Consider the following 20,425-nt stretch of genomic DNA (forward strand, 5'->3'; position numbering starts at 1 on the left):
ATTCGATCAGCGCGCGGGACCCTCGTGCGATGGGCCGTGATCGCAAAGCACAACCAGGACCTGACACGTTCGCCGCCGACAGCCACGACGTGATCGAGGTGCGGGGCGCGCGGGAGAACAACCTGCGAAACGTCTCGCTGGACATCCCCAAGCGCCGCCTCACCGTGTTCACCGGTGTGTCCGGCTCCGGGAAGTCGTCACTCGTGTTCGGCACCATCGCCGCCGAGTCGCAGCGGCTCATCAACGAGACCTACACCGCGTTCCTGCAGGCCATGATGCCGAACCTCGGCCGGCCGGACGTCGACGAGCTGCGCAACCTCAGCGCCGCCATCATCGTCGACCAGGAGCGGATGGGCTCCAACTCGCGGTCGACCGTCGGCACCGCGACCGACGCCTACACGATGCTGCGGATCGTGTTCAGCCGCCTCGGCAAGCCGCACATCGGCACGTCCGCGGCGTTCAGCTTCAACTCGACCGAGGGCATGTGCCCCGAGTGCGAGGGCATGGGCAGCGCCCGCGGTCTCGACATGAACGAGATGTACGACATCGAGAAGTCGCTCAACGAGGGCGCCATCACGATCCCGAACTTCCACCCGCGCTCGCAGTACTGGCAGACCTACAACATGTCGGAGTTCTTCGACATGGACAAGAAGCTCAAGAACTTCACCAAGAAGGAGTGGGAGCTCTTCCTGCACGCCCCGGCGGAGATGCTCAAGCGGGACAAGTTCAACTTCAAGTACGAGGGCCTGCTGGTCAAGTTCCACCGGATCTACGCGGGCAAGGAGCGCGACACCGTCCAGCCGCACGTGCGGGCGTGGATGGACCGCGCGATGACGTTCACCACCTGCAACTCCTGCGAGGGCACCCGGCTGAACAAGGCCGCGCTCGACTGCAAGATCAAGGGCAAGAACATCGCCCAGCTGTGCTCCATGCAGATCAGCGACCTGGCCGAGTTCCTGCGCAAGGTCACCAACTCCGAGGTCGCACCGCTGCTGTCGAACCTGCTCGGCACGCTCGACTCGCTCGTCGAGATCGGCCTCGGTTACCTCAGCCTCGACCGCGAGTCCGGCACGCTGTCCGGCGGTGAGGCGCAGCGGGTGAAGATGGTGCGGCACCTGGGATCCGCACTGTCCGACGTCACCTACGTGTTCGACGAGCCGACCACCGGCCTGCACCCGCACGACATCGAGCGAATGAACGACCTGCTGCTCATGTTGCGGGACAAGGGCAACACCGTGCTCGTCGTCGAGCACAAGCCCGAGGCCATCGCGATCGCCGACCACGTCGTCGACCTCGGGCCCGGCGCGGGCGTCAACGGCGGCGAGCTCTGCTACGCGGGCGACCTGGCGGGCTTGCGCAAGTCCGGCACGCTCACCGGTGACCACCTCGACCACAAGGTCGGCCTGCGCGACCAGGTCCGCACGCCCAAGGGCCAGATCAGCGTCAAGGGCGCCAAGCTGCACAACCTCAAGAACGTCAGCGTGGACGTGCCGCTGGGCGTGCTCACCGTCGTCACGGGCGTGGCGGGTTCCGGCAAGTCGTCGCTGATCCACGGCTCGCTCGGGTCGCTGCCCGAGGTGGTCAAGGTCGACCAGTCCCCCATCCGCGGTTCGAAGCGCTCGAACCCGGCCACCTACACCGGCATGCTCGACTCGATCCGCAAGTCGTTCGCCAAGGCCAACAACGTCAAGGACTCGCTCTTCAGCGCGAACTCCGACGGCGCCTGCCCGAACTGCAAGGGCATCGGCCTGATCTACACCGACCTCGCCATGATGGCCGGCGTCGCCACGGTGTGCGAGGAGTGCGACGGCAAGCGCTACACGCCGAAGGTGCTGGGGTACGAGCTCAACGGCAAGAACATCGCCGAGGTGCTGGCCATGCCCATCGCCGAAGCCGCCGAGTTCTTCACCGACGGACCCACGAAGGCGATCCTGGGCAGGCTCGTCGACGTCGGCCTCGGCTACCTCGGGCTCGGCCAGCCGCTCAACACGCTGTCCGGCGGTGAGCGCCAGCGGCTCAAGCTCGCGATCAACATGACCGACAAGGGCTCGGTCTACGTGCTCGACGAGCCGACGACCGGTCTGCACCTCGCGGACGTCGACCAGCTGCTCGGACTGCTGGACCGGTTGGTGGACAACGGGAACACCGTCGTCGTCATCGAGCACCACCAGGCCGTGATGGCCCACGCCGACTGGATCATCGACATGGGCCCCGGCGCCGGGTCGGACGGCGGCAAGGTCGTCTTCACCGGCACGCCGCACGACCTGATCGCGTCGAGCGACACGCTGACCGCCCAGCACCTGAAGACGTACGTCAAGGGCTGAGCAAGCAGGAAACGCGGCCGTGGCCGCGTTTCCCACAATCGATCACTTGTATCGCGGGTGGGTGGTGTGCCATTCGAAGCCACCACCCATCCAGGCCTTCGTGCCCTTCAGGAACCGGTGCAGCTCCACCGAGGGCACGGCGAGCAACGCCTTGTGCCCCGCCTCGAAGTCGCGCACCAGCTGGTTGTGCAGTTCCACGGTCCGCGCGGTGGCCTCGGCGATCGAGCACTCCCGGTCGGCCGCGATCTGCAGCACCATGTTGCAGACCGGCTTCTCGTCGGCGGCGTCCTTCTCCACCGACACCAGGTCGTTCACGATCACCGACGCCGTGCCCGCGGCCGTCAGCAGCTGCCGCACGCGCGGGTCGTAGTACAGCGGCGCGGGCAGTTCGTAGCCGCCGACGGCGTCGATGAGCGTCATCGACGTGTAGAAGGTGTCGTGCTGCCGGGTCGCCAGGTACTGCCACGCGGGCGGGTAGTCGCCGGTGTGCCGCCAGGCCGCGTACGCGCCCCACGACACGAACATCGCGAAAGTCGAGTAGCAAACGCGTTGCACGACGGTCGGAGTGCTGCGCGACGTGAGGTGCGCGATGCCCGACCGGAGGCCCACGAGCACCGGGTCGGACGCGATCCGCTCCTCCAGGTCCTCCGTGAACTCGGCCGCGGGCGCGACCGGGTCCATCGCGGCCATCGCCAGCGCGAGGCGCGGCGGCAGCTCGGCCGGGACGGCTCCCATCTCGGTGTCGTCCGCGTAGAGGTCGTCGGCGGCCCACCAGGCCGCGTTCAGCCTGGCCGCGATCAGCAGCTGGTCGACGTCGTCGGTGTCGACGTGCGTCAGCACGGCCAGGCGGCCGAACATGCCGCCCAGGAACCGTTCCGGCTCCTCGAAACCGCAGTCGTCCGCCCACGCGACGAGGCGCTCGTCCACGGCGGCGGCGAGCAGGGCGTCCTCGCGTTCGAGCACCGGCACGTACAGCGGCGGCGCGGTGCCGTCGCCCCACGGGCGTTCGGCGTACCCGGGTTCTGCCGGCGACGCGACGGCCTCGGGCCGCCCGAGCCGGGCAGCGGAGGTGCCCAGCCCGGACGGACCAGTGAGGAGGTCCCTCATCAGATCCTGTCCGCGACGATCAGCAGGTAGTGGAACGAACCTTCCTTGTAGGCCGTCAGGAACGGGTCCTCGACGCCGGTCGCCACCGACGACTGGGCGCGCAGCTCCCAGTACGGGATGGTGTCGGGCGTCAGGTCGACGACGCTGATCGGCACGAAACCGTTGTCCGCCAACGCCCTGAAGTACTCGCTGCGCGGGTGGATGTTGCAGATGTAGTGCTGGTCGATCTGGCTGACCGCGCGCGACCGCAGGCCCGTCAGGTCGTTCGAGCAGCCGGTGATGCAGACGTACCGGCCGCCCGGCGCGATGAGCCGCGCGAACTCGCCGTACAGCTGCTGGAGGTCCACGTACATCGTGGTCTCGTTGGTCCAGATCCCGTTGAACGAGCCGGTCTCGAAGCCGGTGTCGAGCATGTTCTTGAAGTGGAACCGGACCTGGTCGGCGACACCGCGCTCGACCGCCTGGCCGTTGGCGAACGCCACCTGCTCCTCGGAGATGCTGACTCCGTCCACGCGGGCGCCGAAGCGGGCGTTGGCCATGAAGCTCGTGCCGCCGCGGCCGGAGCCGCCGTCCATCAGGTGCGGGTTGGCGGGGAGGTCGCCGAACGCGTCGAGCAGCACCTCGGCCTGCGCCGTCTCCAGCCGGTGCATCTCGGCGATCATCACCTGGTCGCGCACGTCTGCGGGCGCCTCCAGCACCGCCGGGTCGTACTGGCCCAGCCCGTAGTGGTGGTGGTAGAGCCCGTCCACCTCGCCGAGCTTGATGTTGACCGGGTCCTTCTCCTTGTTCCAGTAGTCCGCGACGGAACGCTGGTAGTCGGTGCGCAGAACCGGCTTCACAGTGGGGCTCGCCATGACCTGAGTGGCTCCTGTTCGTTGAACGCTCACTGCCGAACAGGAAATGACCTTTGCACCTGATGGCCCACCTAGCGATCCGCCGTTCAGGCTTGGTTCGGCCACGAACGGGTACCGCGAACGCCTCCTCAGAGTGGGCCCCCTAACCCGTGCAAGCCGATCCACATCCCCACTTTCGTGGGTTCTGCACGCCCGACCGGATGACTTGAGGAGCCTCATTCCACGCGACCTGGGAGAAATCCCGGTCCGAGATCCGGAGGCTCCCCTGCGACCGTCCAGCACGGAGACAGCCCGGTCCGGCTCGCACGATTCAGACGCGTGAGCTGCGCCGAACACCGGCCACCGCGGTCGTCAGCCGTCATTGAAAAGCATTGCAGAATTACCTATTTCAGGAATGTGAATATTTGACACACATCTAAACCATCAGCTAGAAAGAAATGGCCCCGCCCTGCCGAACGAGGGTTGTCGATGACGAAAACCTCTCCTCCCCTGCTGTCCCTGTTGTTAATCGGTTCTTTGGTCGTTCCCACCGCCACCGCGGTCGCCGCACCCGCGTTGACAGGCCTGGACGTCTCACCGGCGAACCGCCGCGGACCTGTTTCCGGCCTCTACGACTGGTCGAAAGCCGGATATCGCGGCAATGGCGTTCTACCGGGGAACAACGAACTGAACCCGAGCGCCGCCTGCCAGATCACAGCGGCAGAACTCGCCTCGCAGTTCAGCGTGCGCCCGAACGACGGGGTCGACGACACGGCGGGGCTGCAGGCCGCGATCGACTCCATCAGGACGCAGTGCTCCCCCGGCGCGAGCTACACCAAGCTCAGCCTCATCACCCTGCCCGCGGGTGAGCTCGGGGTGTCCAAGGAGATCCACGTCGACGCCGACTACCTGGTCATCAGAGGTGCCGGCGCGACCGCGACCAAGGTCGTCTACACGCCCGACGCGAACACCCGCTACGACGCGCTCACGCCCGACGGGTCGGACTGGGACGAGGACGGCATGACGTTCGGGCAGGGCAAGGGCGGCTGGCTGTGGCCGGGCCGCGGCCTGTTCCGGGTCCAGTCGCGCGGCGTGCACCCGAGCTACGCGAGCGACCACTCGCGCGCTCCGGAGAACCGCAAGGACATCTTCGAGGGCACGGTGAACGTGCACTGGAAGGCCGGCACGAAGGTGAGCGCCGCCGCGAAGGCAGGTGACCGAACGATCAAGGTCGCGTCCGCGAGCACGATCAAGGCCGGCATGTTCGTGAACGTCCGCGCCGCGAACTCGGTCAAGTTCTACGAGCAGCAGTTCGCGACGGGAACTCCGCACCCGCTGCTGAACATGCACATGCGGCAGCAGATCTTCACCGTCGCGTCGGTGTCGGGCACGACGGTCACCCTCGACAAGCCGCTGGAGTTCGACGTCCCCGTCAACTCCACCTCGGACGGTTCACCGGCGATCGACGGCGCGACCTACGACTCGAAGGTCTCGCCGCTGGTGGACCCGGTCCTCGGCGTCGGGTTCGAGAACTTCGGCTTCACGCAGGCGATGCCGGGCCTCGACCCCGCCGAGGCCGTGAACAACTACGGCAACATGGCGCCCGCGGACGAGATGCACGGCATCGTCTTCAAGTGGGCGGCGAACTCGTGGGTCCGCGGGATCAGCGCGGAGATGACGGGGTCGCACCCGATCGTCACCGAGGAGGCCAAGAACCTCCAGATCGTCGACAACCGGCTCGACGGCTCGTGGAACAAGGGCAAGGGCGGCAACGGCTACTTCCGCGGCTCGCGGGTGTGGGACTCGCTCTACGCCGGCAACACCTCCCGCAACCTGCGGCACTTCACGTTCCAGTGGTCGGCCTCGGGCAACGTCGTGATCGGCAACGACTTCGACTCCGACCTGAACCTGCACGGCGGCTGGGAGCGCAACAACCTCTTCGAGAACAACACGGTCCGCGTCTCCTACGCCCACCGCTCCGGCAACTGCCGCGCGAACTGCGGTGAGGAGGGCGGCGGCGGGCCCGACGACTCGAACTGGTTCCCGATCTGGTGGGGTGCGGGCAAGAAGGCCGTGAAGTGGTCGGGCGCGTCGGGTCCGCGCAACGTCTTCTTCAACAACGCCATGACGAAGCAGCTCTCGACCGGCGGCTCGTTCGACCCGTTCTACAGCGAGAAGTCGCGGATCTACCAGTTCGGCTGGAACGGCCGCTCCTACCAGCACCTGGACGTCGGTGACACCGCCATCGCGGACTGGGCGAAGAACGAGCAGCGCGACTACTCGGGCGGTCACGGCGTCGACACGACGAAGACAGATTCCGCGAAGTCGGTGTTCCTCAAGAACATCCCGGTCACCCCGTAGAAGGCGGGGGTTGCAGGGGTCCCGGCCGGTGCACGGCGGCGTCGCCGGCCGGGACCCCTGGCTCCGCTCAGGCCGTCTGCCGCATCGCCCGCACCTCTTCCCTGAGCGCACGGACCTCCTGCAACACCAGGTCGTCGTGCCCCGCGGAACGGGGTGCGGGCACCGTGATCTCCTCCTGCATCGCACTGCACACCACGGCGATGAACAGGTTGAGCATCGTGAACGAGCCGACCATCAGGTAGATCAGGAAGAAGATCCACGCCAGGGGCTTCTGCTCCATCAGGTCGCGCATGACGTCCGACCAGCCGTCGCCCGTGGTGATCTGGAACAGCGTCAGCAGCGTGGGGCCGAGACCGGTGAAGCGCGGGTCGCCGGTGTCGCCGAACAGGTTGCTCGCGATCACGCCGCCGACGTAGACGAGCAGCACCAGCAACCCGGACAGCGACACGAGACCGGGGATCGACCGCACCAGTGCCGTGACGACCCGGCGCATGCTCGGCACCATCGCCACGAGCCTCAGCGCACGCAGGATCCTGAGGCTGCGCAACACCGACAGCGGCCCCGCGGTCGGGATCAGGGCGATGGCGACGATCACGAAGTCGAAGACGTTCCACGGGTCCTTGAAGAACCGCCAGCCGAACGCGTACAGCCTCGCCGCCAGCTCCAGCGTGAAGATCGCCAGCGCCAGGTGGTCGATCGTCGTCAGCACCGGCCCGAACTCCGCGTGCAGGACGGTCGACGTCTCGGCGCCCAGGGTGATCGCGTTGATCACGATCACGCCGACGATGAACATCTGGAACCGGTTGCTCTCCACGAGCTCGCCGACGCGGGCGCGCACCATCTTCACTTGCTGCTCCTACGACAGGGGTTGTGCTCCCCCTATCGGCGTTGGAGCCGGTCCAACTGTTCACCCGGTCGTGTTGATCAGCTCCAACCGGCTGGCGGTGCGGGCGAGGTCAAGCGCCTCACCACCGACGATGTCGCTGAGCGGGTGGTCACTCACCAGTGTCAGCCTGACGTCGGCGTCCACCAGCACGTCCACGACGTTCGCGAACCTCTGCTGGGCCTCGCGGTGCTTCGTGGCGAGGCGCGGGACGCCCGTGATCACCCAGTCGTCGAAGCGGTCGGCGAGCACCAGGTAGTCCTGCGTCGAGGTCGGCTTCTCGCACAGGTCGCCGAAGTCGAACCAGACCTTGTCGCTGTCAATGCCCAGTGCGGTGATCGGGCGGCCGTTGACGTCGAGCGTGACGGGTGTCGCCGGCAGTGCGGCGTGCGTGGTGATCTCGCCGGTCTCGAACCGGGACCTAGGTGCGCCGCGCAGGTGCCGGTAGTCCGTCGGGCCATCGAGGTGGACGACCTCCATGAGCTGCTTGACGAGCGCGATGCCCGGCAGGAAGTGGTCGTGGTACAGCGGATCCGGCAGCAGACCGTCCGGCGGGTAGTTCGAGGTGGCGATGATCATGACGCGCCGCGCTTGGAGCACCTCCAAGAGCCGCGTCATCAAGATGGCGTCGCCGACGTCGTGCACGTGCAGCTCGTCGAACGCGAGCACCTCCGCCCGCCCGACCAGCTCCCCGACCGCCTTCGCGACGGCCCCGGGCTCGTGCAGCCGCGCGGAGATCCGCCGGTGCACCTCCCGGAAGAAGGCGTGGAAGTGCACCCGCTTCTTGGGCCCCGGCACCACGTCGAACAGCGCGTCCGCCAGGAAGCTCTTCCCCCGCCCCACCGGTCCGTGCAGGTAGACGCCCCTGCACCGACCGGCCAGCTCCTCGAGCCTGGCGATGACGTGCAGCTGTGCGCCGTCGAGCTCGTACCCGCTGCCCGACACCTGCGCGCGAAGATCCACTGTTCCCCCCGGCGCCAGCTTACGATCGACCGCGTGAGCAATGTCGAGGCCGAGCCCGCAGAAGTGACGTGCACCTCCACCCCGGGAGGCGTGGAAGTCCTGACCCCGCGAGACGTCCCCCTGGGCGGCCCGCGCGCGATGTCGGTGCGCCGAACCCTGCCGCAGAAAGAGCGCTCACTCATCGGCGCGTGGTGCTTCTGCGACCACTACGGCCCCGACGACGTCAACATGGACGTGGCCCCGCATCCCCACACTGGCCTGCAGACCGTCAGCTGGCTCTTCACCGGCGAGATCGAACACCGCGACAGCCTCGGCGTCCACGCCTACGTCCGCCCCGGCGAACTGAACCTCATGACCGGCGGCAGCGGCATCTGCCACTCCGAGGTCTCGACGCCGTCGTCGTCCGTCCTGCACGGCGTCCAACTCTGGCTGGCCCTGCCCGACGCCCACCGCGACGCGCCGCGCGACTTCCAGCACCACGTCCCGCCGACGGTGTCCGTCTCGGGCTGCGCGGTCCGCGTCTTCCTCGGCACGCTGGCCGGCTCGACCTCCCCGGTGCGCACCTTCACCCCGCTGCTCGGCGCCGAGGTCGTGCTGCCCGCGGGTTCGCGCGTCGAGTTCGAGGTGTCGCCGTCGTTCGAACACGGCGTCCTGCTCGACACCGGTGACGTGTCGGTGGAGGAGACGGTCCTGTCCCCCGGCTCTCTCGGGTACGTGGGCACGGGCCGTTCCACCCTGACGCTGTCCTCTCGCGAGGGCGCGCGGATCGTGCTGCTGGGCGGCGAGCCGTTCGGCGAGGAGATCGTCATGTGGTGGAACTTCGTCGGGCGCACGCACGACGAGATCGCCGCGTTCCGGGAGGAGTGGCAGGCGGAGGGCGAGCGGTTCGGGCGGGTGGAGGGGTACCCCGGTGACCGGCTGCCGGCGCCGGCGCTGCCGGGCGGGCGTCTGCGGCCGCGGGGGAACCCGGCCTGACGCGGCTGCGGTCGTCGAGGAGGAAGCGCAGCGCACTGCTGTACCTCAAGGGAGTGGACAACGTCCTCAGCACCGAGCCTCTCCTCGGCCCGGCTCCGTGACCACAGACGCGCGGCAGCCGTCGAGTCCGCTCACTATCCGTGCCGAAATAGCTACGGATAGCACCTATTTCCTTAAGTCGAATTTAAGGTGAGGTCATCCCACGGTCCCAGGATTTGGTCCGCACCCACTCGTGATCCTGTCCACAGATGACCGAACACATTCACGCTAAACACCGTGAACAGCCAGGTCAGACCAGGTGAGCAACATCGTCTCAGCTGGTCAGCGCCGCTGGATGTCAAAAGTCATACTTCGGGACCATTGAAAATCACGTTCCGATCGCTTTTCCTGATCGAGGCATCCACGGCGGTTGCCGGACGTCTAAGGGGGCATGAGGAACGTGACACGAGTGGGCGCCGACTCGACATTCGCCTTCATCGCTCCGTCCGGGCGTCCCCTGCCCGTCGACGTCGAGCTCGGCTACCGCGCCGATGACCCGCACGCAGTGACCATGACGTTCCGCATGGGACGCCAGGAGACGGTGTGGCTCGTCAGCCGCGACCTGCTCGCCGACGGGTTGATCACCACGAGCGGCGCCGGTGACGTGAGGCTGCGGCCGCACAACTCCACGACCGCCGTGCTCGAGCTGCGGTCGGACGTGTCGCACGCCGTGTTCCACGTGCAGTCGTCCGAGCTGCAGGAGTTCCTGAACTCCACCTACGACGTGGTCGCGCCTGGTTGCGAGAACGACTACGTCGACTTCGACGCGGAGCTGCGCAAGCTGCTCGACTGAGCGGTTCACCCGAACGAGCGCGTACCTTGGAGTCGTTCCAACCCATACGTTCGGTGTCGTGACAGTGACGACTTCCACCGCGTACAGCAGGGACCTGGGCGACGAGCTGCGCCGGCTCCGGCAGAGGTTCACCGGTCTGAGGGGCCGCGCGATGGCGCAGCTGCTCGGCTGGGACCCGAGCAAGGTGTCCAACCTCGAACACGGCAAGATCCGCGGCAGCGAGATCGACCTCGCGCAGTACCTCACCGCGTGCGGCAAGGACATCGACTTCTTCGAGGACTTCGTCCGCCGCTACCACAACGCGTTCGACGCGTACCTCGCGCAGGACCCGGACAACCTGCGCACGCTCTCGATGACGGAGGCGATGGCCACCGACATCACGGCGTACGACGTCCTGACCGTGAACAGCCTCCTGCAGACTCCGAAGTACGCGCGCGCCGTGCAGGCCGCGACCGGGCAGCCGATCGAGGACCTCGACAGGCAGGCCGTCATGCGCCGGCCCGGTGGCCCGCGGTGCGTCTTCTACCTGCACGAGCTGGCGCTGCGGATGCGGCTCGGCGACGCGCGGGTGATGGAGGAGCAGTTCGTGTGGCTGCTCGCGAACTCCTCGATCGTGCGCGTCGTGCCCGAGGAGGCGAGCTCGGCTGCGTTCCAGTCGGCCTGCACGCTGTTCGAGTTCGAGAAGGCCTCGCCGCTCGTCTACGCGGAGTCCGGACTGGCCAAGGTCTTCGCCCAGGACGAGGCCGCGGTCGAGCGGAGCCGGCGGCTCTTCGACCTGCTCGACGAGGTCGCCCTGGACGAGAACCAGTCGCGGCGCAAGCTCGCGGAGTACCGCGGGCCCACACCGCTGCGCGCGCTGGCCAGGACTCAGTAGCCGTAGACCAGGTCGAACGCCAGCTGCGGGTCGAACTTGCCCGCGTCCACGCCCGGCGCCTTGCCGCACCGGCCGTCGGAGTCGCCGGGCACCTTGACCCACAGCAGCATCTCCGCGCCGCCACCGGTGCGGGCGGGCGTGCCGAGCTTGCGGCCGCCGGGGTTGCACCACTCGCCGTTGTGGCCGTTGCCGTTGCGGCTGGTGTCGATCACGAACGGCTTGGTGTAGCCGGGAAGCGCCGCGCTGACGGCGTTGCCGTACGTCGTCGAGGCCGCGGTGGTGTGGTAGTTCGACACGTTGGTCGAGAACCCGCGGACGTTGCGCACGCCCGCCGAGTCGAGGCGTGAGGCCATGGTCGCGGCCGGCACCCACTGCGCGTTGCCCGCATCGAGGTAGGCCCACGTGTTGGGCGCCTTGGCCTTGAACTGCTCGGTCGCGTACTTGATCATCGCCGTGCGCTCGGCGATCCCGGCCGCGTCCATGCAGTTGAAGTCCGCCAGCGAGTCCGGCTCGATCACCACCACGGCCGGGCGCGTGCCGATGGCGGCGGCGAAGGAGGAGATCCACGTCCGGTACGCCGCGGGCGTGCCGGCGCCGCCACCGGAGTGGCCACCGCACGCGTCGCGGCCGGGGATGTTGTACGCGACCAGCACGGGCAGCTTGGTGCCGGTCCCGCCGACGTACGTCGACACGGCGGGGCCGATGTCACCGCTCCAGGCGCCGAACCAGCGGGCGATCGGTTTGGTGGAGATGTTCGCCTTGATGGCGGCCTGCCGGCCGTCACCCGCGTGGTCTCGCACCCACACGGCGGGGTTGGAGCCGGGGTCGACGTAGAAGCCGTCGGTCAGGCCGACGGGACTGGCGGCGTGGGCGGCCGGGGCGGTGGCGACGGCGGCCAGGAGGGCCAGCGCGAGTGCTCTGATCATGGCTCGGACCCTCGCGCGGGCCGCTTAAGAGGCGGTAAGTCCACGGCGAAGGCGGGCGCGGCCGAAGTTGTCGGCTCGGGACAGCGGCCTTCGGCCGCGAGCCATCGGAGCGCGGGACAGGGCCAGCGAACGCGAGCCGTCAAGGCGCGAGCAACCCGGCCTGCAGCGGCAGCAAAGGCGCGACCACCTGCCCGAACGGCCCGCTCTTCGCCACTCCCCCACCCGGTCCCGCGAACGGCGCCGCCGGGTCCAGCGAATCCGGCATCCGGGCCCACACGGCCCACCGCTCGTCCCAAGCCTGGATCACGTCGAGGTGCCCGCCGGGGAGGAACCGGGCCAGGTGCACCCCTGCGACCTGCCCGGTGTTCCCCAGCAACGGGAGCAGCCGGAAGCCGCCCTCCCGCCGCAACCTCTCGATCAGCTCAGCGCTGTCCATCTCACTGTCACGTTCCCGTCTGGGCCGCCAAACTCGTGTCTGCCCTATAAGCCTCTACCGCAGCATCACGCTCTTCGGAGGACCAATTCAGAGGTCCGGCGATCAGATCAGCCACCTGGCCCGCAACCGATGCGCCGAAGTCCAGGTGCTCCATCGCGATGCGCGTTCGCCGCGCCAGCACGTCCTCGAGGCCCAGCGCGCCCTCGTGCGTCACCGCGTAGACGATCTCCGCGGCCAGGTACCCGGCCACCGGCGAAGCCAGCGACGGGTCCTGCGCGACGAGGGCCAGCACGTCGGACACGGCCGAGCCGTAGCGGCGCAGCAGACGCTCCACAGTGGACGTGGGCAGGCCGGACTCCACAGCGACTCGAGCCCGGTCCGCCCACAGCTCTTGGAAACCGACGGCGCCGCACAACGGCAGCCGCGCGGTCAGGGAGGGTGCCACCGCGCGTCCCAGGCCCGAGACAGCGGCGTTCACGACGTCGGCGGCCATCACGCGGTACGTCGTGTACTTGCCGCCCGCGATCACGAAGAAGCCGGGCTCCGGCTCGGCGACGGCGTGCTCGCGCGACAGCTTCGAGGTGTCGCTGGAGGCGCCGGCGAGCAGGGGACGCAGGCCCGCGTACGTGCCGACGACGTCGTCCACCGACAGGGGCGACCGCAGCACGGCGTTCACGTGGTCGAGGATGTAGGTGACGTCCTCGGCGGTGGCCGCGACGGATTCGGGCGCACCGGTGTAGGGCGTGTCGGTGGTGCCGATGATCCAGTAGGCGCCCCACGGGATCACGAACAGCACCGACTTCTCGGTCTGCGTGATGAGGCCGCCGTCCAGCTGGATCTTCGACCTCTCCACGAGCACGTGCACGCCCTTGGACATCCGCACCTCGAAAGGCGGTTCACCAGGGGACATCGCGTTCAGCGAGTCGGTCCACACGCCGGTCGCGCTGATCACCCGCCGCGCCCGCACCACGTGCGTCACGCCGGACAGTTCGTCGCGCACCGACGCGCCGGAAACGCGGCCGTCGGTGCGCAGCAACGACGTGACCCGGGCGCGTGAGACGACCGTGGCGCCGTGCTGGGCGGCCGTGCGGACCAGCGTCGACACGAGCCGCGCGTCGTCCATCTGCGCGTCGTAGTAGCGGATGGCCCCGGCGAACGCGTCGGCGTCGATGGACGGCCCGACCGCGGACATCTTGCGGCGGGACAGGTGGCGGTGCATCGGCACGGCACCGGCGCCGCCGATCGAGTCGTAGAGCAGGACGCCCGCGCCGACGTAGGCGCGTTCCCACTGCTTCTTCAGCGGGAAGAGGAACGGCACCGGCCGCACCAGGTGCGGTGCGAGCCGGCGCAGCAGCAGGCCGCGTTCCTTCAGAGCTTCCCGGACCAGCTTGAACTCCAGCTGCTCCAGGTACCGCAGCCCGCCGTGGACGAGCTTGCTGGACCGGCTCGACGTGCCCGCCGCCCAGTCGTCGGCCTCGACCAGGGCGACGGACAGGCCGCGCGACGCCGCGTCGAGAGCAGCGCCCGCGCCGACCACACCACCACCCACGACGAGAACGTCGAACTCCGTGCCGCCCAACGCCTCCAGGGCCTGGGCACGCCGAGCCGGATCCAGCCTCGCGAACAACTTCTTCAGCTCCTAAAGGAAGGATTTCCTAGCGGACGTCGGCGTCGACCCAGTCGAACGACTTGGTGACGGCCTTCTTCCAGTTGCGGTACTCGCGCTCGCGCTCCTCGCCGTCGAGCTCCGGCGTCCAGCGCTTGTCCTCGGCCCAGTTGGCGCGCAGCTCGTCCAGCCCGGACCAGTAGCCGACGGCCAGACCGGCGGCGTACGCGGCACCGAGAGCGGTGGTCTCGGCGACGACCGGGCGCACGACCGGCACGTCGAGCACGTCCGCCTGGAACTGCATCAGCAGCTCGTTGGCGACCATGCCGCCGTCGACCTTCAGCTCGGTCAGCGGCACACCGGAGTCGGCGTTCATCGCGTCCAGCACCTCGCGGGTCTGGAACGCCGTCGCCTCCAGCACGGCACGGGCGAGGTGGCCCTTGTTGACGAACCGGGTCAGGCCGACCACGGCGCCACGGGCGTCCGCCCGCCAGTACGGGGCGAACAGGCCGGAGAACGCGGGCACGAAGTACGCGCCACCGTTGTCCTCCACGGACCGGGCGAGCGTCTCGATCTCCGGCGCGGAGCCGATGATGCCGAGGTTGTCGCGCAGCCACTGCACCAGCGAGCCCGTGACGGCGATGGAGCCTTCCAGCGCGTAGACGGGGGCCTCGTCGCCGATCTTGTAGCAGACCGTCGTGAGCAGGCCGTTCTTCGAGGCGACCTTCTCCGTGCCGGTGTTGAGCAGCATGAAGTTGCCGGTGCCGTAGGTGTTCTTGGCGGTGCCGGGCTCGTAGCAGGCCTGGCCGAACGTGGCCGCCTGCTGGTCGCCGAGGATGCCCGCGATCGGCACGCCCTTCAGCACACCGCCGGGGCCGCCGGTGCCGTAGACCTCGGAGGAGGAACGGATCTCCGGCAGCATGGACACGGGGATGCCCATCTCGCCGGCGATCTCGGCGTCCCACTGCAGCGTGTCGAGGTCCATCAGCATGGTCCGCGACGCGTTGGTGACGTCCGTGGCGTGCACACCGCCGTTGGGGCCGCCGGTGAGGTTCCACAGCGTCCAGGTGTCGGTGTTGCCGAACAGCAGGTCGCCTGCCTCGGCGCGCTCACGGGCGCCCTCGACGTTGTCGAGGATCCAGCGGATCTTGGGGCCGGAGAAGTAGGTCGCCAGCGGCAGGCCGACCTTCGCCTTGTAGCGCTCGGCACCGCCGCCGAGGGCGCCGAGCTCCTCGACGATCGCCTGCGTGCGGGTGTCCTGCCAGACGATGGCGTTGTAGACGGGTTCGCCGGTGTTCTTGTCCCACACCACCGCGGTCTCGCGCTGGTTGGTGATGCCCACGGCGGCGAGGTCGCCGGTGTTCAGGTCGGCCTTGGCGAGCGCCTGACCGATCACGAACCGGGTGTTCTCGGAGATCTCCACCGGGTTGTGCTCGACCCAGCCGGCGCGCGGGAAGATCTGCTCGTGCTCCTTCTGGCCCACGGCGACGATCGAGCCGCTGTGGTCGAAGATGATCGCCCGCGTGCTGGTCGTGCCCTGGTCGACGGCGAGAACGTACTGCGTCATCGAAGAAGTCCTTTCGGGATGGTCAGCGTCAGAACGCGAGCGAGGCGATCACACCGGCGAGCGCGCCACCGATGATCGGGCCGACGACCGGCACCCAGGAGTAGGCCCAGTCGGAGTCCTTCTTGCCGATTGCCTCGCCGTCGGTTCCCTTGTAGGACAGGGGAAGCAGCGCGTGGGCGATGCGCGGGCCGAGGTCGCGGGCCGGGTTGATCGCGTAGCCCGTGGGGCCACCGAGGGAGGCGCCGATGCCGACGACGAGCATCGCGACGGCCAGCGGGCCGAGCTGGGTCGGGGTCTTGCCCAGGGCGAGGACCACGAAGACCAGGACGAACGTGCCGATGATCTCGCACACCAGGTTCCAGGTGTAGCTGCGGATCGCCGGGCCGGTCGAGAAGACGGCGAGCTTGAGGCCCTCGTCGGGCGTCTCGTCGAAGTGCGGCTTGTAGGCGAGCCACGCGAGCACGGCGCCGAGGAACGCGCCGAGCATCTCACCGGCGAAGTAGACGAGGGTCGAGCCCACGCTGACCGGCACACCGGGGGCGAACTCGTCCGCGCCGCTGGTGAGGATGCCGATCGTCACGGCGGGGTTGAGGTGCGCACCCGACTTGTACGCGATGTAGACACCGGCGAAGACACCGAGACCCCAACCGAAGTTGATCAACAGCCAGCCGCCGTCGAAGCCCTTCGACTTGGCGAGCAGCACGTTGGCCACCACGCCCGCACCCAGCAACAGCAAGATGCCCGTACCGAGCACCTCGCTGAGGAACACTGTCCCGAGACCCACGCTGGCCTCCCATTCGTCCTTGAACGGCTGATCACCCCGTGGTGATTGACGCGGAACGTAATGAGCTTCCACACACCTGCTCAACAGGCACGTTTCGACAATGTCGACACCTGCGACCCCCGAAAGTGTGACCGACCGGTCACGCTGCGCGCAGACAAGGCGTTTCAGGCGTGTATCCAGGGTGACGGGCGTCGTAGCTGTTCGACATTGCCGACACGGGTCGTCTCAATTACGTTTCTCGCGTGCCGGGACCCATCCAGTCGATCGAACGCGCCGCCGCCGTGCTGCGGCTGCTGGCGCGTGGCTCCGGCCACCACGGTCTCACGGAGATAGCCGACTCGCTCGGGCTGGCGCGGGGCACCGCGCATGGGATTCTCCGTACGCTGCAACGGGTCGAGTTCGTCGAGCAGGACCCGGCGACCGGCCGCTACCGCCTCGGCGCGGCGCTGCTGCACCTCGGAACGTCCTACCTCGACGCCAACGAACTGCGTTCTCGATCGATCAACTGGGCCGACACCCTGGCCGCGCGCAGCGGTCAGGAGGTGCGGATCGGCATGCACCACGACGGCGCCGTGCTCGTCGTGCACCACGTGTTCCGGCCCGATGACTCCGTGCAAACGCTTGGCATCGGCGCGATGCTGCCGTTGCACGCCACCGCGCTCGGCAAGGTGCTGCTCGCCTACGACCCGGACCTGTCGGCGGCCGCACGCCGGCGGGAGCTCACGTCGCTGACCCGCAGGACGATCACGCGCACCCAGATGCTGGAGCGCGTGCTGACCGAGGTGCGCGGCCAGGGCTGGGCCGGGGAGGCCGAGGAGTACATGCCGGGTGAGGCCAGCATCGCCGCGCCGATCCGCATCCCCGGCGGGCTCGTCGTCGGTGCGATCGGCATTTCGGGTGCCGCCGACCGGTTGTGCGACTCCGCGGGCCGTCCGCGTGCGACGCTGGTGCGTCAGGTCGTCCAGGCCGCCGAGGCGGTCACCACTTCTCTCGTCGACGAGAACTGAGGGGCTCGCCGTGCAACGGTTCGTAATGGCGATCGACCAGGGCACGACGTCGACGCGCTGCATCGTGTTCGACCAGAACGCCCGCCTCGTCGCGGTCGCGCAGCGCGAGCACCGGCAGTACCACCCGCGTCCCGGCTGGGTGGAGCAGGACGCCGTGGAGATCTGGCGCAACGTCGACCGGATCGTGCCGCAGGCGTTGCGGCAGGCGGGGATCAGCGCCGAGCAGGTCGTCGCGATGGGCATCACGAACCAGCGCGAGACGTTCGTGCTGTGGGACCGGCACACGGGTGTCCCGATCGGACGCGCGATCGTCTGGGAGGACATCCGCACCGAGGACCTCGTCGCGGAACTCGGGCGCAAGCCCGGCATCGAGGAGGTCCGCGACCGCTGCGGCCTGCCGCTCGCCACCTACTTCTCGGCGCCGTCGCTGAGGTGGATGCTCGACAACGTGGCCGGGCTGCGCGCGAAGGCCGAACGCGGCGACGTCCTGTTCGGCACCATGGACACCTGGCTGATCTGGAACCTCACCGGCGGCGTCAACGGCGGCCTGCACGTCACCGACGTGACCAACGCGTCGCGGACGATGCTGATGAACCTCTCGACGCGGCAATGGGATCCGATGCTGCTGGAGTTCTTCGGCGTGCCGGCGGTGGTGCTGCCCGAGATCCGCCCGTCGACCGAGATCAGCGGCGTGACGACGCGAGTGGTGCCGGGCATCTCGATCACGGCGGCGCTGGGCGACCAGCACGCGGCGCTGTTCGGGCAGACGTGCTTCGAGAAGGGATCGATCAAGGGCACGTACGGCACCGGCGGCTTCCTGCTGATGAACACCGGCGACGAACTCGTGCGGTCGAAGCACGGGCTGCTGACCACGATCGGCTACCAGATCGGCGGTGAACCCGCGTACGCGCTGGAGGGGTCGATCGCCGTCGCCGGGTCGCTCGTGCAGTGGTTCCGCGACAACCTCGGGCTGATCCACTCGGCGCCGGAGATCGAGACGCTGGCCCGCACGGTCAAGGACAACGGCGGCTGCTACATCGTGCCGGCGTTCTCCGGTTTGTTCGCGCCGCACTGGCTCGCGCAGGCGCGCGGGCTCGTCGTCGGGCTGACGTCGTACATCAACAAGGGCCACCTGGCGCGGGCCGTGCTGGAGGCGACGGGCTGGCAGACGCGAGAGGTCGTCGACGCGATGAACGCCGACCTCGGCGCGCCGACGCCGGTGCTGAAGGTGGACGGCGGGATGACGGCCGACCACCTGCTGATGCAGTTCATCTCGGACGTCCTGGACATCCCGGTGCAGCGGCCGCTGGTCGCCGAGACCGTGTCGCTGGGCGCCGCCTACGCCGCCGGCCTGGCCGCCGGGTACTGGCCGGACCTCGAGGGGTTGCGGCGCAACTGGCACCTCGCGGCCCGGTGGAACCCGGTGATGGACGCGAAGTACCGCGAGAACGAGTACGCGAACTGGAAGCGGGCCGTGGAACTCACGTTCGCGTGGGCCCGCTCCAGTCCGTCTACTTAGGAGCGCTGCTTGCGCACCCAGGCAGCGACCTCGTCGGCCTCGATCGGGAGCGAGTCGGACAGGACGTCCGCGCCCGTCGACGTCACGACCAGGTCGTCCTCGATGCGCACGCCGATGCCGCGCAGCTCCGGCGGCAGCGTCTCGTCGTTCGGGTGGAAGTACAGGCCGGGCTCGACCGTGAGCGCCATGCCGCGTTCCAGGATGCCCTGCTGGTAGGTCTCCTGGCGGGCGTCGGCGCAGTCGTGCACGTCCAGGCCGAGGAAGTGACCGGTGCCGCAGACGATGTAGCGGCGGTGGTGCTGGCCGGACGGGTCGAGCGCCTTGTCGACGCTGACCGGCAGCAGACCCCAGTCGTGCAGGCCCTCGGCGAGCACGCGCATGGCCGTGTGGTGGAAGGCGCTGTAGTCGTTGCCCGGCCGGACCTCGGCGAGCGCGGCGACGTGCGACCTGAGCACGAGGTCGTACACCTGGCGCTGCGGCTCGCTGAACTCACCGCTCACCGGGAACGTGCGGGTGACGTCGGCGGTGTAGAGCGAGTTCATCTCGACACCGGCGTCGAGCAGCAGCAGGTCGGCGTCGTTCACGCGGCCGTCGCAGCGCGTCCAGTGCAGCACCGGGGCGTGCGGTCCGGCGGCGACGATCGAGGTGTAGCCGGGGCCCTTGCCCTCGGTGCGGGCGCGGCGGTCGAACGTGCCCTGCAGCCAGCGCTCTCCCCCGCCGCGCACGGCCTGGCCGAGCTCCATGGCGACGTCGGCGAAGCCCTTGACCGACGCGTCGACGGCCTGGCGGAGCTGGTCGACCTCCCAGTCGTCCTTGATGCGGCGCAGTTCGGCCAGCACGGTCCGCAGCTCGTCGCTGTGCGAGCCCGTCAGCGCGTCCAGCACCGGGTCGACGCCCTTGGCGACGAGCGTCTCCGGGTGGCGGCCGCGCAGGGCGTTCGCCAGGTCCTCGAGCGGGCGGGCCGTGATGCCGAGCGCCTCACCCCACTCCTTCGGGCCGGCGGCGGCGCCGATCCAGAACGGGCTGCGGTCGGCGTCACCGAAGAAGTCGACGCTGTGGGCCTCGGACGGCACCGGCACGAACAGCGTCGCGTCGGCGTCGGTCAGCACGAGCACGGCGCCCTCGACCTGGCAGCCGGTCAGCCACACGAAGTCGCTGTCGGCGCGGAACTCGTGGAACGTGTCGTTCGACCGGACGTGCGCCCGCCCGGCGGCCAGCGCGATCCGCTTGCCCGGCAGCGCCGCGGTGAGCCGGGCGCGGTGGGCCGCGGCCGCTTCCGCGGTGCCCGGGGGCAGGTCGACGGAGCTGTCCCACTCGCCCCAGTTGTCGCGGATGTACGTGCGGAAACCGTCCGCGTCCACCAGTTTCGCCATGTCGCGGCGTGTCCGAGCCAATTCGGGTCCTTCCAGGGTTGTCCTCGCCTTATCA

At 68.8% G+C, this 20,425-nt stretch carries 17 protein-coding genes; 7 read left to right on the forward strand and 10 right to left on the reverse strand.

The genetic code is table 11. The features are described from left to right. Positions 1–29 precede the first annotated feature (29 nt). Positions 30–2,324, forward strand: a complete 2,295-nt coding sequence (locus ND450_RS13135; protein ID WP_253326415.1) for an excinuclease ABC subunit UvrA — start codon at positions 30–32, stop codon at positions 2,322–2,324. Between the two features lie 42 nt (positions 2,325–2,366). Here the strand turns inward: ND450_RS13135 and ND450_RS13140 are convergent, their stop codons facing one another. Beyond that, a complete protein-coding gene (locus ND450_RS13140) occupies positions 2,367–3,431 on the reverse strand; it encodes a family 2 encapsulin nanocompartment cargo protein terpene cyclase (protein WP_253326416.1) in 1,065 nt (354 codons plus the stop codon). After that, positions 3,431–4,285: a geranyl diphosphate 2-C-methyltransferase gene (locus ND450_RS13145; protein ID WP_089921328.1), complete on the reverse strand. Its 855-nt coding sequence runs from the start codon at positions 4,283–4,285 to the stop codon at positions 3,431–3,433. The genes ND450_RS13140 and ND450_RS13145 overlap by 1 nt, the downstream gene beginning before the upstream one ends. A 516-nt stretch (positions 4,286–4,801) precedes the next feature. Here ND450_RS13145 and ND450_RS13150 point away from each other — a divergent pair. Further along, complete coding sequence (locus tag ND450_RS13150) at positions 4,802–6,625, forward strand: hypothetical protein (RefSeq protein ID WP_253326417.1); 1,824 nt, start codon at positions 4,802–4,804, stop codon at positions 6,623–6,625. Between the two features lie 67 nt (positions 6,626–6,692). Here the strand turns inward: ND450_RS13150 and ND450_RS13155 are convergent, their stop codons facing one another. Together ND450_RS13155 and zapE are read right to left on the reverse strand one after the other, a co-directional pair. Then, on the reverse strand, positions 6,693–7,466 hold the full coding sequence (locus tag ND450_RS13155; RefSeq protein WP_253327911.1) for an ion transporter: 774 nt from the start codon (positions 7,464–7,466) through the stop codon (positions 6,693–6,695). Positions 7,467–7,532: 66 nt separating this feature from the next. After that, positions 7,533–8,471: a cell division protein ZapE gene (zapE, locus tag ND450_RS13160; protein ID WP_253326418.1), complete on the reverse strand. Its 939-nt coding sequence runs from the start codon at positions 8,469–8,471 to the stop codon at positions 7,533–7,535. 33 nt (positions 8,472–8,504) lie between these two features. On the opposite strand from zapE, the gene ND450_RS13165 reads away from it, so the two are divergent. From ND450_RS13165 to ND450_RS13175, 3 genes are all read left to right on the forward strand, one after another. Next, complete coding sequence (locus ND450_RS13165; protein ID WP_253326419.1) at positions 8,505–9,446, forward strand: pirin family protein; 942 nt, start codon at positions 8,505–8,507, stop codon at positions 9,444–9,446. 430 nt (positions 9,447–9,876) lie between these two features. Then, positions 9,877–10,278, forward strand: coding sequence for an SsgA family sporulation/cell division regulator (locus ND450_RS13170; protein WP_089921336.1), 402 nt, complete (start codon positions 9,877–9,879; stop codon positions 10,276–10,278). A gap of 58 nt (positions 10,279–10,336) precedes the next feature. Next, on the forward strand, positions 10,337–11,152 hold the full coding sequence (locus ND450_RS13175; protein WP_089921339.1) for a helix-turn-helix transcriptional regulator: 816 nt from the start codon (positions 10,337–10,339) through the stop codon (positions 11,150–11,152). Here ND450_RS13175 and ND450_RS13180 read toward each other — a convergent pair. From ND450_RS13180 to ND450_RS13200, 5 genes are all read right to left on the reverse strand, one after another. Then, positions 11,146–12,078: a glycoside hydrolase family 6 protein gene (locus ND450_RS13180; RefSeq protein ID WP_253326420.1), complete on the reverse strand. Its 933-nt coding sequence runs from the start codon at positions 12,076–12,078 to the stop codon at positions 11,146–11,148. The genes ND450_RS13175 and ND450_RS13180 overlap by 7 nt on opposite strands. A gap of 139 nt (positions 12,079–12,217) precedes the next feature. Further along, entirely contained in the window at positions 12,218–12,514 is a 297-nt protein-coding gene (locus tag ND450_RS13185) for a hypothetical protein (RefSeq protein ID WP_089921345.1), read from the reverse strand. A gap of 7 nt (positions 12,515–12,521) precedes the next feature. Then, complete coding sequence (locus ND450_RS13190; protein ID WP_371927700.1) at positions 12,522–14,141, reverse strand: glycerol-3-phosphate dehydrogenase/oxidase; 1,620 nt, start codon at positions 14,139–14,141, stop codon at positions 12,522–12,524. Between the two features lie 28 nt (positions 14,142–14,169). Next, positions 14,170–15,687, reverse strand: coding sequence for a glycerol kinase GlpK (glpK, locus tag ND450_RS13195; RefSeq protein ID WP_089921350.1), 1,518 nt, complete (start codon positions 15,685–15,687; stop codon positions 14,170–14,172). Positions 15,688–15,715: 28 nt separating this feature from the next. Continuing rightward, positions 15,716–16,471: an MIP/aquaporin family protein gene (locus ND450_RS13200; RefSeq protein WP_253326421.1), complete on the reverse strand. Its 756-nt coding sequence runs from the start codon at positions 16,469–16,471 to the stop codon at positions 15,716–15,718. Positions 16,472–16,713: 242 nt separating this feature from the next. Between ND450_RS13200 and ND450_RS13205 the strand changes: the two genes are divergently transcribed. Together ND450_RS13205 and glpK (ND450_RS13210) are read left to right on the forward strand one after the other, a co-directional pair. Continuing rightward, positions 16,714–17,478, forward strand: coding sequence for an IclR family transcriptional regulator (locus tag ND450_RS13205; RefSeq protein WP_089921355.1), 765 nt, complete (start codon positions 16,714–16,716; stop codon positions 17,476–17,478). Between the two features lie 25 nt (positions 17,479–17,503). Next, positions 17,504–18,997, forward strand: a complete 1,494-nt coding sequence (gene glpK / locus ND450_RS13210; RefSeq protein ID WP_089921358.1) for a glycerol kinase GlpK — start codon at positions 17,504–17,506, stop codon at positions 18,995–18,997. Here glpK (ND450_RS13210) and ND450_RS13215 read toward each other — a convergent pair. Continuing rightward, positions 18,994–20,370 carry an aminopeptidase P family protein gene (locus ND450_RS13215; RefSeq protein ID WP_371927764.1) on the reverse strand — a complete coding sequence of 459 codons (1,377 nt, stop codon included), beginning with the start codon at positions 20,368–20,370 and terminating at the stop codon, positions 18,994–18,996. The genes glpK (ND450_RS13210) and ND450_RS13215 overlap by 4 nt on opposite strands. Positions 20,371–20,425: the final 55 nt, after the last annotated feature.

The organism is Lentzea sp. HUAS12 (assembly GCF_024125735.1).
GTDB classification, from domain to species: Bacteria; Actinomycetota; Actinomycetes; order Mycobacteriales; family Pseudonocardiaceae; genus Lentzea; species Lentzea albida.